At 40.9% G+C, this 14,412-nt stretch carries 20 protein-coding genes and 1 pseudogene; 14 read left to right on the forward strand and 7 right to left on the reverse strand.

Going from position 1 to position 14,412, the window contains the following annotated elements; translation table 11 throughout:
- Positions 1-72 precede the first annotated feature (72 nt).
- The 4 genes from hflX to glnA all read left to right on the forward strand — a co-directional run bounded on the left by hflX (position 73) and on the right by glnA (position 4,667).
- Complete coding sequence (hflX, locus tag AC6EJC_RS07850) at positions 73-1,359, forward strand: GTPase HflX (protein WP_264453672.1); 1,287 nt, start codon at positions 73-75, stop codon at positions 1,357-1,359.
- A 111-nt stretch (positions 1,360-1,470) separates the two neighbouring features.
- Entirely contained in the window at positions 1,471-2,724 is a 1,254-nt protein-coding gene (locus AC6EJC_RS07855) for a methionine gamma-lyase family protein (RefSeq protein ID WP_444953471.1), read from the forward strand.
- Between the two features lie 83 nt (positions 2,725-2,807).
- Positions 2,808-3,221, forward strand: a complete 414-nt coding sequence (locus AC6EJC_RS07860; protein ID WP_007430683.1) for a MerR family transcriptional regulator — start codon at positions 2,808-2,810, stop codon at positions 3,219-3,221.
- A 117-nt stretch (positions 3,222-3,338) separates the two neighbouring features.
- A complete protein-coding gene (gene glnA, locus AC6EJC_RS07865) occupies positions 3,339-4,667 on the forward strand; it encodes a type I glutamate--ammonia ligase (RefSeq protein ID WP_444953472.1) in 1,329 nt (442 codons plus the stop codon).
- Between the two features lie 113 nt (positions 4,668-4,780).
- Here glnA and AC6EJC_RS07870 read toward each other — a convergent pair whose 3' ends face one another.
- On the reverse strand, positions 4,781-5,125 hold the full coding sequence (locus AC6EJC_RS07870; RefSeq protein WP_444953473.1) for a tyrosine-type recombinase/integrase: 345 nt from the start codon (positions 5,123-5,125) through the stop codon (positions 4,781-4,783).
- Positions 5,126-5,167: 42 nt separating this feature from the next.
- The gene (locus AC6EJC_RS07875) at positions 5,168-5,440 is read right to left on the reverse strand and encodes a tyrosine-type recombinase/integrase (RefSeq protein WP_444953662.1); all 273 of its coding nucleotides are present in this window, start codon (positions 5,438-5,440) and stop codon (positions 5,168-5,170) included.
- A 428-nt stretch (positions 5,441-5,868) separates the two neighbouring features.
- Here AC6EJC_RS07875 and AC6EJC_RS07880 point away from each other — a divergent pair, with 428 nt between their 5' ends.
- The 4 genes from AC6EJC_RS07880 to AC6EJC_RS07895 all read left to right on the forward strand — a co-directional run bounded on the left by AC6EJC_RS07880 (position 5,869) and on the right by AC6EJC_RS07895 (position 7,871).
- Positions 5,869-6,171 (forward strand): hypothetical protein, encoded by a 303-nt coding sequence (locus AC6EJC_RS07880; RefSeq protein WP_444953474.1) that lies wholly within the window; start codon positions 5,869-5,871, stop codon positions 6,169-6,171.
- Between the two features lie 208 nt (positions 6,172-6,379).
- A complete protein-coding gene (locus AC6EJC_RS07885) occupies positions 6,380-6,709 on the forward strand; it encodes a hypothetical protein (protein WP_444953475.1) in 330 nt (109 codons plus the stop codon).
- Positions 6,710-6,723: 14 nt separating this feature from the next.
- On the forward strand, positions 6,724-7,107 hold the full coding sequence (locus AC6EJC_RS07890) for a hypothetical protein (protein WP_444953476.1): 384 nt from the start codon (positions 6,724-6,726) through the stop codon (positions 7,105-7,107).
- Positions 7,108-7,610: 503 nt separating this feature from the next.
- A complete protein-coding gene (locus AC6EJC_RS07895) occupies positions 7,611-7,871 on the forward strand; it encodes a CPCC family cysteine-rich protein (RefSeq protein ID WP_444953663.1) in 261 nt (86 codons plus the stop codon).
- A 188-nt stretch (positions 7,872-8,059) separates the two neighbouring features.
- Here the strand turns inward: AC6EJC_RS07895 and AC6EJC_RS07900 are convergent, their stop codons facing one another.
- A complete protein-coding gene (locus tag AC6EJC_RS07900; protein WP_444953477.1) occupies positions 8,060-8,662 on the reverse strand; it encodes a bZIP transcription factor in 603 nt (200 codons plus the stop codon).
- A gap of 120 nt (positions 8,663-8,782) precedes the next feature.
- Between AC6EJC_RS07900 and AC6EJC_RS07905 the strand changes: the two genes are divergently transcribed.
- Positions 8,783-9,133: a YolD-like family protein gene (locus AC6EJC_RS07905; RefSeq protein ID WP_444953478.1), complete on the forward strand. Its 351-nt coding sequence runs from the start codon at positions 8,783-8,785 to the stop codon at positions 9,131-9,133.
- A 466-nt stretch (positions 9,134-9,599) separates the two neighbouring features.
- On the opposite strand, the gene cysK is transcribed toward AC6EJC_RS07905, so the two are convergent.
- On the reverse strand, positions 9,600-10,538 hold the full coding sequence (gene cysK / locus AC6EJC_RS07910; RefSeq protein WP_444953479.1) for a cysteine synthase A: 939 nt from the start codon (positions 10,536-10,538) through the stop codon (positions 9,600-9,602).
- Positions 10,539-10,726: 188 nt separating this feature from the next.
- Here cysK and AC6EJC_RS07915 point away from each other — a divergent pair.
- The 5 genes and pseudogenes from AC6EJC_RS07915 to AC6EJC_RS07935 all read left to right on the forward strand — a co-directional run.
- A pseudogene (locus AC6EJC_RS07915) lies at positions 10,727-10,843 on the forward strand (excalibur calcium-binding domain-containing protein); the annotation flags it as partial.
- A gap of 274 nt (positions 10,844-11,117) precedes the next feature.
- Positions 11,118-11,237 carry a transposase gene (locus tag AC6EJC_RS07920; protein WP_444953664.1) on the forward strand — a complete coding sequence of 40 codons (120 nt, stop codon included), beginning with the start codon at positions 11,118-11,120 and terminating at the stop codon, positions 11,235-11,237.
- Positions 11,238-11,374: 137 nt separating this feature from the next.
- Positions 11,375-11,641, forward strand: coding sequence for a transposase (locus AC6EJC_RS07925; protein ID WP_444953665.1), 267 nt, complete (start codon positions 11,375-11,377; stop codon positions 11,639-11,641).
- Between the two features lie 280 nt (positions 11,642-11,921).
- Complete coding sequence (locus AC6EJC_RS07930; RefSeq protein ID WP_444953666.1) at positions 11,922-12,143, forward strand: hypothetical protein; 222 nt, start codon at positions 11,922-11,924, stop codon at positions 12,141-12,143.
- A gap of 115 nt (positions 12,144-12,258) precedes the next feature.
- Positions 12,259-13,062 carry a discoidin domain-containing protein gene (locus AC6EJC_RS07935; RefSeq protein WP_444953480.1) on the forward strand — a complete coding sequence of 268 codons (804 nt, stop codon included), beginning with the start codon at positions 12,259-12,261 and terminating at the stop codon, positions 13,060-13,062.
- A 383-nt stretch (positions 13,063-13,445) separates the two neighbouring features.
- Here the strand turns inward: AC6EJC_RS07935 and AC6EJC_RS07940 are convergent, their stop codons facing one another.
- From AC6EJC_RS07940 to AC6EJC_RS07950, 3 genes are all read right to left on the reverse strand, one after another.
- Entirely contained in the window at positions 13,446-13,586 is a 141-nt protein-coding gene (locus AC6EJC_RS07940; protein ID WP_444953481.1) for a hypothetical protein, read from the reverse strand.
- Between the two features lie 41 nt (positions 13,587-13,627).
- Positions 13,628-13,792 carry a hypothetical protein gene (locus AC6EJC_RS07945; RefSeq protein WP_444953482.1) on the reverse strand — a complete coding sequence of 55 codons (165 nt, stop codon included), beginning with the start codon at positions 13,790-13,792 and terminating at the stop codon, positions 13,628-13,630.
- Positions 13,793-14,026: 234 nt separating this feature from the next.
- Positions 14,027-14,329 (reverse strand): hypothetical protein, encoded by a 303-nt coding sequence (locus tag AC6EJC_RS07950; protein WP_444953483.1) that lies wholly within the window; start codon positions 14,327-14,329, stop codon positions 14,027-14,029.
- Positions 14,330-14,412 lie beyond the last annotated feature (83 nt).

The raw sequence follows: 14,412 nt of genomic DNA on the forward strand, positions 1-14,412 counted from the left end.
GAACGGGGGCCGGCCTGGACATCAGGTCGGTCTCTGTTCGAGAGTTGAGATGAAAATAAAGGAGCAAACAATATGGCGAACTCCACTCATGATACACAAACCGAAATGCAGGACAAGGCGGTACTGGTCAGTCTAATTACGGATGAAGTCAAACGATCTGGCATCAATACGGAATACTCGTTGGATGAGCTGGTGAAACTGGCTGAGACAGCGGGAGTTGAAGTACTGAGCGTCCTGACACAGAATAAGGAAGCCAAGGATTCAAAATGGTTTATTGGCAAAGGAAAAGTAGAGGAATTGCGTGCAGTTGCTGAAGAATTGGGAGCGAATACAGCTATTTTTGATCAGGAGCTCTCGGGGGCTCAAGTACGAAATCTGGAAGAAAGTCTGGATCTCAAAATTATTGACCGGACACAGTTGATTCTGGACATTTTTGCTCAACGCGCAAAAACACGGGAAGGTATTATTCAGGTTGAACTGGCGCAGCTGTCCTATTTACTCCCCCGTTTGTCTGGACACGGCAAAAACCTATCGAGGCTCGGTGGCGGAATCGGAACACGTGGTCCTGGTGAAAGCAAGCTGGAGACGGACCGTCGTCACATTCGTGACCGAATCAGTGATCTGAAACGCCAACTCGAGGAAGTGACCCGTCACCGATATTTGCACAGGGAGCGTAGACAAAAAAGTGGCATTGTTCAGGTAGCACTTGTTGGCTATACCAATGCGGGCAAATCAACGCTGTTGAAACAACTGACAGCAGCCGATGTATATATTGAGAACCAACTGTTTGCGACGCTGGATCCTACCTCCAGAACAATGGAACTACCGAGTGGCAAAGAAATAATTCTTACGGATACGGTCGGGTTTATCCAAAATCTTCCTCATGATTTGGTTGCATCCTTTCGGGCTACTTTGGAGGAGGCGAATGAGGCTCATCTCATTTTGCATGTCGTGGACGCTTCTTCGGACATGCGCGACGAACAGATGAAAGTTGTAGAGACGATCTTGCAGCAGCTAGGGGCTGCGGACAAGCCTCAGATCGTATTATTTAACAAAAAAGATGCTTGCACCCCTGAGCAACTAGAAATGCTTCCTTCCGGGGAGGGCTATTTGAAAATTAGCGCATTTGATGAAGGGGATTTGTTGCGCATCCGTGAACTGATTCAAGAGCATCTGAGCGGTGATACGCTGAGATTTCGCATTCCTGCGGAACGTGGGGACCTAACCTCAGTGCTTTATAGAATCGGAGATGTACTGCTGACAGAGTATGATGGCAATGATGTCATTTATGAAGTAGAAATTCAAAGAGGCGAGTACGAAAAATATGGTCATGCGCTCAGCGAGTTCACAGAAGGTTAACATCTAATGATGTCTTAGGGTCAATAAAATGATAATGCTCATCGTTCAAAGTGAACAATAATATAACATGAATAGCCTAAGGCTGCGTAAGAGAGAGGGTCAAGAAGGTAAATGGTAGCTTTTAGTCCAGAAATTCAGCAAATTCAGGAAACGGCAGAACATAAAATACAAGAACGTATACAGCACATAGATCATATTGTAGATGCAAATCAGTGGAAAGTTATTCAGGCATTCCAGCGGAAGCAAGTGAGCGATTTTCATTTTGCGGGTTCTACGGGATATGCTTACAATGACCGGGGGCGTGAGGTGCTGGAAGAAGTCTATGCGGATGTGTTCGGTGCGGAGGCAGCGTTGGTGCGTCCGCATTTTGCCTCGGGAACTCATACAATCGCTACTGCTTTATTTGGTGTGCTGCGTCCGGGGGATGAACTGTTGTACATTACCGGGCGGCCTTACGATACCCTGCACAAAGTGATTGGTAAGCCCGGCGACGGGACAGGATCATTGCAGGATTTTGGTGTTACTTATGGAGAAACCGCACTGACAGCAGAAGGTAAAGTGGACTGGAAAGCGGTGGAGGCTGCGATCCATGTCAATACCAAAGTGATCGGTATCCAGCGTTCACGCGGCTATGATTGGAGAGCTTCCTTTAGTGTTGCAGATATTGAAGAAATGACAGCACGTGTGAAGGAGATAAAACCTGACGTCATTGTCTTTGTTGACAATTGCTACGGTGAATTTACCGAGAAGCTGGAACCTACTCAGGTCGGTGTCGATTTGATGGCAGGTTCGTTGATTAAAAATCCCGGCGGTGGCATTGCAGAAACGGGTGGATATATCTGCGGCAAACATAAGTATGTAGAACTGGCATCCTACCGATTAACTGCACCTGGAATCGGCGGAGAAGTAGGAGCTATGCTAGGTACTACACGCGGCATATTTCAGGGACTATTCCTTGCTCCAACACTAGTCGGGCAAGCGGTTAAAGGAAGTGTATTCGCAGCTGCGGTCTTTGAGGAAATGGGCTTTGAGACCAAACCTGCCTGGCATGAGGAGCGTACGGATTTGATTCAGGCTATTTCTTTTAGCGGACCAGAGCATCTAATTGCTTTTGTGCAGGGCATTCAGCGTGCGGCCGCGGTGGATAGCCATGTGGTGCCAGAGCCATGGGATATGCCAGGCTATGAGCATCCGGTTATCATGGCTGCAGGCACGTTCATACAAGGGGGAAGTTTGGAACTATCCGCAGATGCTCCGATTCGTGAGCCTTATATTGGTTACATGCAAGGGGGCTTAACCTACTCTCATGTCAAATATGGAGTGCTTATGGCCCTGCAAACGATGAAAGAACGTAAATTATTGTGAGTTTTTCTAACATGTCATTGACACTTTGCATCAGCTAAATGTACAATAAGGTGAATAATAGATCACTGGAAGGTTGATGACAAATGGGCGACGAAATTCGCAGAAATATGGCCTTATTTCCAATAGGTATTGTCATGAAGCTAACGGACTTGTCAGCACGTCAGATTCGTTATTATGAACAGCATAACTTGATAGTTCCTGCCCGTACATCGGGGAACCAACGTCTTTTTTCTTTTAATGACGTAGAGCGTCTGCTTGAAATTAAGGCATTGATCGAGAAGGGTGTTAACATTGCGGGAATTAAACAAGTCATGAACCCGGTTACCAAGGAATCGGAGGAAGCGACGGTTATTACTGCAGATACGGAAGTCAAACGCCGTGAAATGTCCGATACTCAGCTTCACCGCTTGCTGAAACAACAACTTGTTGCAGGCAAAAGACCAGGACAGGTATCCCTGATCCAAGGCGAATTATCACGGTTTTTCAATAAGAGATAATGCTTTGACTTACCTCTTGGCATAAGGTCGCTTTACTTAAAAACCTGGTCTCATCATTTAAGTAATTAATGGAACAGCCGATTTGTATATAGTCGTTACAGAAAGGGAGAGGTTAGTGTGAGTTATACCAGAGAAGATATCCTCCGGATTGCGAAAGAAGAAAATGTTCGTTTTATTCGTTTGCAGTTTACAGATTTGCTTGGTACCATTAAGAACGTTGAAATTCCGGTAAGTCAACTGGAAAAAGCATTGGATAATAAAATGATGTTTGACGGTTCTTCCATTGAAGGTTACGTGCGTATTGAAGAATCTGACATGTACTTATATCCGGATTTGGACACTTGGGTTGTATTCCCTTGGGTAACCTCGGATCGCGTAGCTCGTTTGATCTGCGATATTTACAAGCCGGATGGAGTTCCGTTTGCAGGTGACCCGCGGGGCATCTTGAAACGTGTACTCAAGGAAGCCGAAGAATTGGGATACACTTCGATGAATGTCGGACCAGAGCCTGAATTCTTCTTGTTCAAAACGGATGAAAAAGGCGAGCCGACTACAGAACTGAATGACCAAGGCGGATATTTTGACCTGGCTCCGATGGATTTGGGTGAGAACTGCCGTCGTGAAATTGTACTTAAGCTTGAAGAGATGGGCTTCGAAATTGAAGCATCCCATCATGAAGTTGCACCTGGTCAGCATGAGATTGACTTTAAATATGCAGATGCGGTTAAAGCAGCCGATCAGATTCAAACGTTCAAGCTCGTTGTTAAGACGATTGCTCGCCAGCATGGTCTGCATGCTACCTTTATGCCAAAACCTTTGTTTGGCGTGAACGGCTCCGGTATGCATTGTAACCAATCGTTGTTCAAGGACAATGAAAACGTATTTTATGATGAAACGGACGAACTCGGATTGAGCCAGACGGCCCGCCACTATATGGCTGGTATTCTTAAACATGCACGTGCAATGGCAGCGATCACGAATCCAACGGTGAATTCCTACAAACGTCTCGTACCAGGTTATGAAGCGCCTTGTTATGTTGCTTGGTCTGCAAGTAATCGCAGTCCGATGATTCGGATTCCCGCATCTCGTGGTCTGAGCACTCGCGTCGAAGTCCGTAACCCTGACCCGGCAGCGAATCCTTATTTAGCCTTGGCAGTGATGCTGAGAGCCGGGTTGGATGGTATCAAACGTCAGTTGGCTCTGCCAGCTCCGATTGATCGCAACATTTACGTGATGTCCGAGGAAGAGCGGATCGAAGAAGGTATTCCAAGTCTGCCTGCAGACTTGAAAGAAGCTTTGTCTGAGCTTATTCGGAGCGAAGTCATCTCTGAAGCATTGGGCGACCATGCTCTGGCTTACTTCTACGAGCTTAAGGAAATTGAATGGGATATGTACAGAACCCAAGTGCATCAATGGGAACGTGATCAATATCTGACGCTTTACTAAAATGTGAAATCCCTTGGCGCTCTAAGCGTTGAGGGATTTTTTTGTTTGTGGGTAGGTGAAGAATTTTATTAAGTCGATTTATAATTGCCCCCAAATTGCCCCCAAAATTTTTATTATCGAAATAAATTTTTAGTAAAAGACTCATATTTCTCCATGTTATTCATCTCTATTTTTTTAGAAATGTGTGCATAGATGTCAGAAGTTATTTGGATGCTACCATGTCCCAAACGTTCCTGCACATATTTCATTTCAGCCCCAGCTTCTAATTGCAATACTGCGTGCGTATGTCGAAGAGAATGGATAGGTAAGGGGGGGAGTCCCGTTCGTTTTAATATCCTAGAAAATGAATTGAACAAAGACGATTTTGGGATCGGACTCCCATCTGTACGACACATAATTAGATTAAGATCATGCCTATACATTTCGCCTAAAAGTGGTCTTGTTTTGATTTTGAACATTTAGGTGGTGTCTTAATGCAGCCAATAAAGTGTTACTTATTTTTATGGTTCTTTTTGAGTTGAATGTCTTTGTATGCCAAATAAATCATCAGGATTCTCAGGGAGATCATAATCTAAAGTTTTACTAACGGTTGCCAAACCGTTTTTTAGATCAATGTCTGGCCACTGTAACGCGCCAACTTCTCCTTTTCGCATGCCTGTCTCTAACATAAACATAAAGAAAAACCAATAAATATATCCGTATTTTTTTGCATTTGCTAGAAATTCAGGAATGTGCTCTGACTCAATAAATTTTACCTTATCTGATTTCTTAATCCCCGCTGAAAGTCACACCTTCACACGGATTCTTATCCAGTTTACCGAGCGTAATAGCCTTTTCTAGCGCTTCCCAGGTAACCGGGGATTTTTTACGTCTTTTATCAAGTTGAAAATATGTTTACTATTTAATATTTTTCGTATATATTAATATTTGGAAATTATTTTTAATAAATTTTTCCTATAAAACTAGATTAAATTAACAGAAGAGATTATTTCAATGAGCATTTCATTAAGAATAGAACGCAAATCCGGTGGTGAGCCAATCGAGTTTGTAAAAGGGTGAAATCACTGGCTTTACTTATAAGAATAATAGTTCCATAAACCTTTTAGCTAAGTCTTCAGATTTGGCTCATTCACTACATATTCGAAGCAAAATTCCGCTTCATTCGCTTCCTTCAGTTATAGAAAATGCGGATAATTCCAACATGCTGTACACATGGGCAAACACGGAATATAAACCTGATAGTGAGGACTACTATCGAAAATGTAACGTCCAAGTCGTTAGAAATGAAAACGCGATCCGAGATATTACGTTTACACACGCTTATGTAGATAAGTATCAAGAACAGATTGATACCAGCAAAGAGATGCTTGAGTTTGAACTTGTTTTAAAACAAAAAGAAGATCAATTGGGAAAAATTCAATACAGTCCTCAGTTAGAACCTAAGGAAACAAGAGAAAAGGATCAGTCTGATGTCTCGCAAAAAAGTACTGGAAGGCGCATATAGTAAGAATATGTTAGTGTATGCAGGAAATAATACTTTCCCGTTTGAAAATCCTCTGTAGAACTAGAAAAGACTTGGGTGCGAGGCGTAGAGCAGGTAAAAGATTCGACAGACACTGTAATACATTATCCTGATCGTAAAGCCAGGACATTTACACTTTAACGAGTGGTCGTATGAGGCGCAGCAAATTAAAAAATCTAAAGAACATAATATGTATATAATTGATAAAGCAGTACAAAAAGCTAACGACAAAAAAGTTAAAAGTTTTTCAAGTTATGGGTCTATTGCAATTGAAAGTGATAGAGATTTGTATAACGCTTTTCACAAAATGAAGTACAAAATAGATGGAACATATGAAAACGGACAATGGAAAATTACTACAACATATTATGATGTATATAATTTAAAACAAATGTTTACTGGGGACAACAAACTCGGTTGGGCTGCGGCCAACCTAACAAATTTAATGGAATCATGGGGAACACTCAATGAGTATACATCTTATGTTACAGTAACTGATACAAAAAAAGCTTGGAAGTGAGGAATAAATCGCAGATGAAGCGTAGATACATCATTATCTTGATTGCTATACTAGTTACAACTACTACTCTAATTTTCCTGGTGAATTTTGGGGATAATACGAAGTATAAATACCCATCAGGCAAAGATACCGTAGAATATTTTGGTGACGGGACTTTTCAAATTTTTAGAGGGGGGCCGCACGACCCTTTAATACTTTATAATCATCTTGCTGATCCACTGGAAAAAGCTGTTGATAATATTGTGTCATATAAAATAGAAAAAAATATCGTATATGTGATTGGTGAAAATAGCTTCATTAAATTGGATTCAAGTACCAACACATACGAGAAAAAGAAACGGATTTCCGACTTTACTTCCAACGATAGAGAGATATTTAATAAATTAATGGAAAAATAGAAGCTATCATAAGCAAATGTGGTAGCAAGGGAGCTTTAATTTGTTCACAAAGGTTAAGTTAACATGCGCTTTAGTTGATTATTTGTTATAGTATTCTAAATTTATAAAGATTGGTTAACTACCCAGTGGTGATTCTATGATTATTGAAATTGAAGGTTACTTTTTTCAAAATTTGATTACTGGTCCTATATGCACACAAGAAGAACTATATCAAAAGTATATACAAGCAAAAATGCTGACTCTTAATATTAGAGATTTACCTGATATATTTTGTCGACTTCATAATTTTGATCGATTACGTTTTGAAGATGACACAGAGGTTGGTTTCGTGCTTGATACAGATATAGACAGGATATACAGACCGATATATTGATGTTTGAAGCAAATGTATCCGAAAGGTTTCTTCCTATCTCTTTTAATTACAAGTAATGAAGGACTCGCATACTGGCTAACGGAACAAAAAACAGATACATAATAAGGAGAGGTCTTATAACGGTGGGAAAATATACTTTCCTTGCTGGGGTTACAAAACCTTAGATGATGAACCGCCTGGAACACATGATATTTGTGAAATTTGTTTTTGGGAAGATGATGGTGTTCAGTTTGCAGATCCTGATTATGATGGCGGGGCAAACATAGTATCTTTAAGACAGGGCCAGCAAAATTATAAAGTATTTGGCGCTTGCGAAGAAAAATGCATAGAGTTTGTGAGAAAAGCCTCAGATAAAGATATATGCGACCCGAACTGGGAACCCTATAACTAACTGGAACGTTAGTTCAAAATTGAATTTCTATTAATTAAACAAGTCTCGGGACCTAGCTGGGACTTGTTTTTTCGACTTTATGACTTGCCAACTAATTCGTTTTGTATCTTATTTAGTTTGTTTAATTAACTGGAGGAAATCATTACTGTATAGTAGAGAAAACCCCGGATTGCTCCGGGGTCATTTTTTTATCTTATCGTATATTCGTAAACTTTATCCTGAATCTTTATTTCTGCTTTTAATGGCTTATCACTTTTAGCCACCTCATTGGGTATCTCTGAAAGATAGTACAGTGTTCCCGTTTTAAGTGGGTCTACACTGGTTATGTTGGTGTAAGTAAAGTCTTCACCACCACGTTCCTCAATAGTGCTGAATGTATCATAATCATATTTATTATCGAATTTTAGGTTTACTTTCGCTATTTTATCCGCTTTAATTCCTTCTGCCCCAAGATTTTTGGCTTTAATAATTAGAGCAAAGAAGGTGGAATCTGCTTCTTTGGATTCGTATAGTGTGTGGAAGTCTCCCGGTTTAGAGGGTTCGATTTTCTTTGAAATCTTATTTCCCGTTACTGTTATATCAGCGTAATCCTGTATTGTAACAGTCTCGCCCTTTTTAATAGGTGTAACCGTATCTTCTTGCTTTTGTTCCACTGGTGCAGCTGGTGCAGCAGTATTCGTTGCCGTAGTAGTAGCTGGTTTGGTGTCATTTGTTGTGGCAGTTCGTTTAGGCGAGCAAGCTGCAAGTGTTAGAAACGCGGCAGTCACCAATATACCTGTTACAATTTTCATATTATCCCCCTGATTTTGCATTTTCGTATAGTCTATCAGACCTAGGAATATTTTTCTAGTACAAAAGTTTTAGATATACATACAAAAACTCTTATCTAGAACGTATGTTCTGATTATAATTTGTACATAACAATCAGGAGGCGGTTAAGGTGGGTAAAAAAACTCGAAGAAAATGGATTATGGGAAAGCTCCCGGATTATCATCCCTGAACATAAAGTTAATGAAAGATCGACAACGGCGAAGAAACCGGAGTTGGACGATCAAGAAGTGCAACTCATAGAGCAGGAGTTAATAGACTCTTACAACTCACGTACGGCTGTCACACTGGTAGTATTTAGCCCGTTTGATGATGCGGAGTTGCGTGGCATTGTAACAGTAATCAACACTGCTAGACGGGAAGTAAAGCTGTCTCGTGTGGAAGATGATTTTAGCTGGATTAAGTTGGAAGAAATCATTTCTGAAAGTATCTAGCAAAAATATAAGAGATAATAAATATTGTACTGACGGTATCCAACAAACAAAAAAATGTTTTTAACCGCCTTACCTACGACAATTCGGCCGGAGTCTTTCTAGGAGCATTTGACGCTAGTGTTTTAGCTGATTAACTAAAAAAGCAGATCAATCCTTATATCGCAATCGAAGACTTCCTGATGACGATGTGTTACACCCGCGTCAATTTAAAGAAAGAGGCTTACAGACTGGTACAAGACTACTACGGAGAAACCCACTTTTACAGCAAAAGCCTGATGAGCACAACGACATCGCGCTGGGCCAAGGTAATCCTTTCTTCGCTAGCGGTCCATTTGTTGTGCAAAAAATGGACCGCTAGCGAAGAAAGGAATCAATTCAGGTTAATGAAACAATTCTATGGGCGCTTGCTTCTCGTGGCTGGAAAATTAACAAAAGGGGCAGGGGGATCCCTGCCTTTGGCTTGTTATTATTCTACGTCTGAGAAAAGCGGAGTGGACAAATAACGCTCACCTGTATCAGGTAATATGACCACGATCGTCTTGCCTTTGTTTTCTGAAAGCTTCGCAATTTGTGTTGCTGCATAAACCGCAGCCCCAGAAGAAATACCAACAAGCAGCCCTTCTGTTTTGGCAAGCAGGCGTGCAGTTTCAAACGCATCTTCGTTTTTAACTTTGAAAACCTCATCCACATATTCTTCATTAAAGTTATCTGGAATGAAACCAGCACCGAGTCCCTGTAGTCGATGTGAACCTGGAGTACCGCCAGACAGCACTGGTGAGTCGAACGGTTCAACGGCTATCACTTTTACAGAAGGTTTGCGTTCCTTCAATACTTGGCCAACGCCCGAAATAGTTCCACCTGTACCTACGCCCGCGATAAAAATATCTACATCGCCGTCTGTATCCTGCCAGATTTCTTCCGCTGTAGTTTTGCGATGAATTTCTGGATTGGCAGGATTGCTGAATTGCTGTGGTATGAAAGAGTTTGGTGTTTCGGCAGCCAAGAGCTCAGCACGCTTGATAGCGCCTCTCATCCCCTCGGATCCCGGTGTTAACACAAGCTCAGCACCAAACGCAGTCAAAAGCTTGCGACGTTCGATACTAAACGTTTCAGGAAGTGTAATTATAAGTTTATATCCAAGAGCCGCGGCTGCAAATGCAAGTCCGATCCCAGTATTGCCACTTGTCGGCTCGATAATAACGGAGTCTTTATTGATTAAGCCTTTCTCCTCGGCGTCTTTAATCATAGCATATCCAATACGGTCCTTAACACTACCAGCCGGATTAAAATATTCCAACTTGGCTACCACGTTTGCCTCAATATTTTGGATTTGGCTGTAGTTCAACAGTGCTAACAAAGGAGTATTTCCAATTAACTCTGTCAACTTTTGGTGAATTCTAGTCAAAATTATCCCTCCAAATAATTAATTCATATCTACTTACTATGACATAGATATTATCACGAATTTTTCTTCATAACCATGTCCTGTTAATTCATAGTGCGGAGCGGGAATGGATATAGACAGTCTAAGCCTAAAGTTGTTACTCCTAAAAAGGAAGTCGTTCAAACTAATTCTGAACCAAGAGAGTCATCGAGCATGCATACTACAAAAATTGCTCTGCGGTTCGTGCTGCCGCTACTGATCCGATACATGAGGGAGAACCAGGTTACAGTAGGAAGCTGGATCGTGATGGTGATGGAGTAGCATGAGAAAGATGAGTTTTGTTAGAAACGATTCCTCGGTACATATCCGAGGATTTTTTATGCGTTCATTAATTAGTTTTCCACTCTACAAAAAAAGGGATGAGAATTTTGATAGAGATTAGGGCGTGTCTTCAAACAGGAAACTGGTTCATATCGTTTCAAATGGTTAAATAAAGTAGATAAATACACGATACGAAAACAAAGATGATGAATGGCAGCGGATTAAAGATTGGTTTCCCCCTGAGCGAAAACCACATGGGGGGGCGGCCGGCAATAGACAATCGACAATCGACAAATGTTAAATGCGATGCTTTGGGTGGCACGTTCGGGTGCTCCTTGGCGAGATTTGCCGGAACGATATCCTTATTGGAAATCGGTGTATACTCGTTTTCGGCGCTAGCAGAAGGCCGGAATCTGGGATCAGGTTCTTAAGCACGTTTCGCAAGAGCGCGACGAAGAAAATGTCATGATCGATACCACCATGATACGAGTCCACCAGCATGGCTCGGGCGCAAAAGGGGGGCAGCCAAGCAAGCGATCGGACATTCCCGTGGAGGACTCAGCACCAAGATCCATGGCGTAGTCGATGCCTTGGGAAATCCTCTTCGTTTTGAACTGACGGGTAGGCAAGCTCATGACTCGGTGAAGGGGTACGACTTGCTCCGAACCATGAAGCTCACAAAGAAACAGGTTTTAGCCGACCGAGCTTATGGTACGAATGCCATCCGATGCTCTTATAGAAAAACAGCAGGCGATTCCGGTCATCCCGAGCAAGAAGAATCGCCATGTTCGAGCGGAATATGATCGGGATCTCTACAAAGAACGGCATTTGGTGGAATGCTTTTTAACAAAGTAAAGCACTACCGTCGCCTGGCGACTCGCTATGATAAATTGGCGTGTACGTTCAAGGCTTTTCTGACGTTGGCTTCCATTATGATCTGGCTTGCTTGAGTTTGAAGACACGCCCTAGTGAAGTGCGTTTTTTTCTGAGCTCCAATGGACTCATATGGCAAGGTGAATTTACATATTCGTGTTTTATCCAGTATAAGTTGATCGTCTTGATCAATAATCACAAAGGTCGGGTATCGAACTGTTTGCAGCTGCATTAAGTCAGGTAAGAGTAAATGTTGTGTGCGTGGATGAAGAATTACGTGTGACGTTTGAGGATTATGGTGGGCCAGTGGAAAAGTTTTCGCCTGAGTCGATCAAGATTAACGGAAAGCATTTCATGCGAGACCAGTTTGAATTTAGAGTAGATGTGAAGGGCGCTGCGGGTAACTGGTACGATCTCTTTCATGCCCAATAAAAAATAAATATGCAAATATATGGATTATATTTATAGATCAGCAAGTTTATGTTTAGACACAATTCCTTAATTAAATTATTCTTAGTTCTATTAAAAATATTGGAGGATTATCCTAATGAAGAAAACATGTATTACAATTTTATTTTTAGTCCTTTTATCTCTTCCCTTATCAAATGTTTTTGCTGCTGAAGCAGAGTATTCAGAAAATGTAATTCCAAAAATGACAACTAACATTTTGCCATCTGGAGTAGCAAGCGCAAGTAATGAATATTCATACGCATATGAGGCATTTAACAAGGAATTTGCCACTATTGCTAGTGCGTGGACATCAAGTACAACTACTGCTTGGCTAAGATATGACTTTTCCAATCCTGAAGTTATTGAGCAATATGTTATATATCCACAGACGACGGCAACTGACCGAGCCCCTAAAAATTGGACTTTCGAAGGCTCAAATGACGGGATTACTTGGAACGTACTAGACACTCAGTCAAATATTACTGGATGGGTAAATAGCACTCCCAAAAAATTCTCTTTTTCTAATTCTAATTCATATAAGAATTATAGAATTAATATTACAGCCAACAATGGAAGTCAGTATCTAGCTCTTAGCGAATTAGAGATGATGTCTAAAGTATCGAGCTCCACTCCTAATCCAGGAACAGAGGATCCAACTTCAAACGGGGACCATGCTATTCTAGTAGTTACCATGACAACCGGTTTGGAGAAAGAATTTGACTTAAGCATGACTGAGGTTGAAGACTTTATTGCCTGGTATGAAGGCAAACAAGCTGGATCTGGATCGGCTTCATACGCCATTAACAAACATGACAACAACAAGGGACCATTCAGTAGCCGTAAGGATTACATGCTGTTCGATCGTATCCTCACGTTTGAAGTAAGTGAGTACTCTAAGTAACTTTGCTACAAATAAAAGGACCATACCAAGATATAGCTGGTATGATCCTTTTTATTTGCAGTATGTAATTCAGATTGTGATTCTTAAAAACATTTTTGATATTTGATAATTTTGGTGCTTATGTGGTGATTTCTTTTGAACGATATCAGTAGATAGTGGATTAGCATGAACTGCACATATAAACATCGTAAAAGCAAATATCGAATTTTTCATCACTGCTTTAACCCAAGTGCGAGTGTAGGTTGTATCCATCGATGAAGTTTTTTTAAAAAAAAGGAAGGCCGATGAATTTAAGCAGTGCGATGGGATTTAGCAGTTTGGTGTGCCGTGTAAACACAAAAAAGCAGGAAGAATCCTTCCCGCTTTTTGCTTGAAAACGATTATTAACGTCTGCGTTGTCTATCATTTACGCTAAACAGATTAACAGCCAGTGCGTTACCTCTTGCGCGCGCAATGGCTCTTTGATTGGAACGGATGTTTAATCTTCTTCTTCTCAAATCACGTCTGAAATGTCTTCTGCTCATAATATCACCTCCCTTCAAAGAAATGAAGGTACGGTTGAATCTTAGTGGTGTTTACGCTTACGCTTGGAAATTTTGATATTCAATGCATTGGTTGCTAGTGCATTTCCGCTTCCTGTTTTAGCAGCTGCGGCCTGAAAGACTTTAACGACCAGATATTTGTTTTTCCCGATGCGATGCTTATACGTTTTAACTCTATTTCTGATCATCTGCATATCTCCTTTGCTTAGGTCTGCTATATACATATGTCAATTGTGCTAGTAATGTATCAGCATAAATCTATTAAAAGTAAAAAAAGCTGCTACCTATGTTCCTAATGTTTAACAAAAAACTCATGCTAACCTGCCTTCGCCTTTCCAACTTTACGTTGTAGGAGAATGTTACAGCAGGTCAGCATGAGTCAAATAGTGTAGATAAAGATAATATGCAGTTTAGTATGAATATTATTTACTATTAAGGGTTTTAAGTTTTTTTTCGAAGTACGCCTCTTGGGCAAGAATATGATTCAGTTGTTCTGAGAGTTGTTTATATTCTTGGCTGTCTTCTGGGTAATTATTTCTTTCGGAAATTGTAGCTTCAAGTTGCTTTTCTAAATACCTGAAATGGATAAGTATTTGTATGTACTGAATACGATCGTAGGTTGTTATGTTTGATTTCTCTTTTGCATACAAATGATCCATTGTTGGAACTGCACAGCTTATGGCGATAAATATCACAACAAACGCTGAAATTATATTTTTTTTCATTTAATTCCTCCTATAGAGGCTATGAGTAATATATCATATTTATCTAGAACAAAGAAAGATCCATTTGTTTCACCAATAACAGT

It is taken from the genome of Paenibacillus sp. TY11 (genome assembly GCF_059772165.1).

What these genes read in the sequence shown, in the direction of transcription:
- AC6EJC_RS07860 (WP_007430683.1), top strand. Translation starts at nt 2,808, where the DNA reads ATGGGCGACGAAATTCGCAGAAATATGGCCTTATTTCCAATAGGTATT.
- AC6EJC_RS07950 (WP_444953483.1), bottom strand. Translation starts at nt 14,329, where the DNA reads ATGAAAAAAAATATAATTTCAGCGTTTGTTGTGATATTTATCGCCATA.
- AC6EJC_RS07870 (WP_444953473.1), bottom strand. Translation starts at nt 5,125, where the DNA reads ATGTTCAAAATCAAAACAAGACCACTTTTAGGCGAAATGTATAGGCAT.
- AC6EJC_RS07890 (WP_444953476.1), top strand. Translation starts at nt 6,724, where the DNA reads ATGAAGCGTAGATACATCATTATCTTGATTGCTATACTAGTTACAACT.
- AC6EJC_RS07885 (WP_444953475.1), top strand. Translation starts at nt 6,380, where the DNA reads ATGTATATAATTGATAAAGCAGTACAAAAAGCTAACGACAAAAAAGTT.
- AC6EJC_RS07880 (WP_444953474.1), top strand. Translation starts at nt 5,869, where the DNA reads ATGCTGTACACATGGGCAAACACGGAATATAAACCTGATAGTGAGGAC.
- AC6EJC_RS07945 (WP_444953482.1), bottom strand. Translation starts at nt 13,792, where the DNA reads ATGATCAGAAATAGAGTTAAAACGTATAAGCATCGCATCGGGAAAAAC.
- hflX (WP_264453672.1), top strand. Translation starts at nt 73, where the DNA reads ATGGCGAACTCCACTCATGATACACAAACCGAAATGCAGGACAAGGCG.
- AC6EJC_RS07935 (WP_444953480.1), top strand. Translation starts at nt 12,259, where the DNA reads ATGAAGAAAACATGTATTACAATTTTATTTTTAGTCCTTTTATCTCTT.
- AC6EJC_RS07900 (WP_444953477.1), bottom strand. Translation starts at nt 8,662, where the DNA reads ATGAAAATTGTAACAGGTATATTGGTGACTGCCGCGTTTCTAACACTT.
- AC6EJC_RS07940 (WP_444953481.1), bottom strand. Translation starts at nt 13,586, where the DNA reads ATGAGCAGAAGACATTTCAGACGTGATTTGAGAAGAAGAAGATTAAAC.
- AC6EJC_RS07855 (WP_444953471.1), top strand. Translation starts at nt 1,471, where the DNA reads ATGGTAGCTTTTAGTCCAGAAATTCAGCAAATTCAGGAAACGGCAGAA.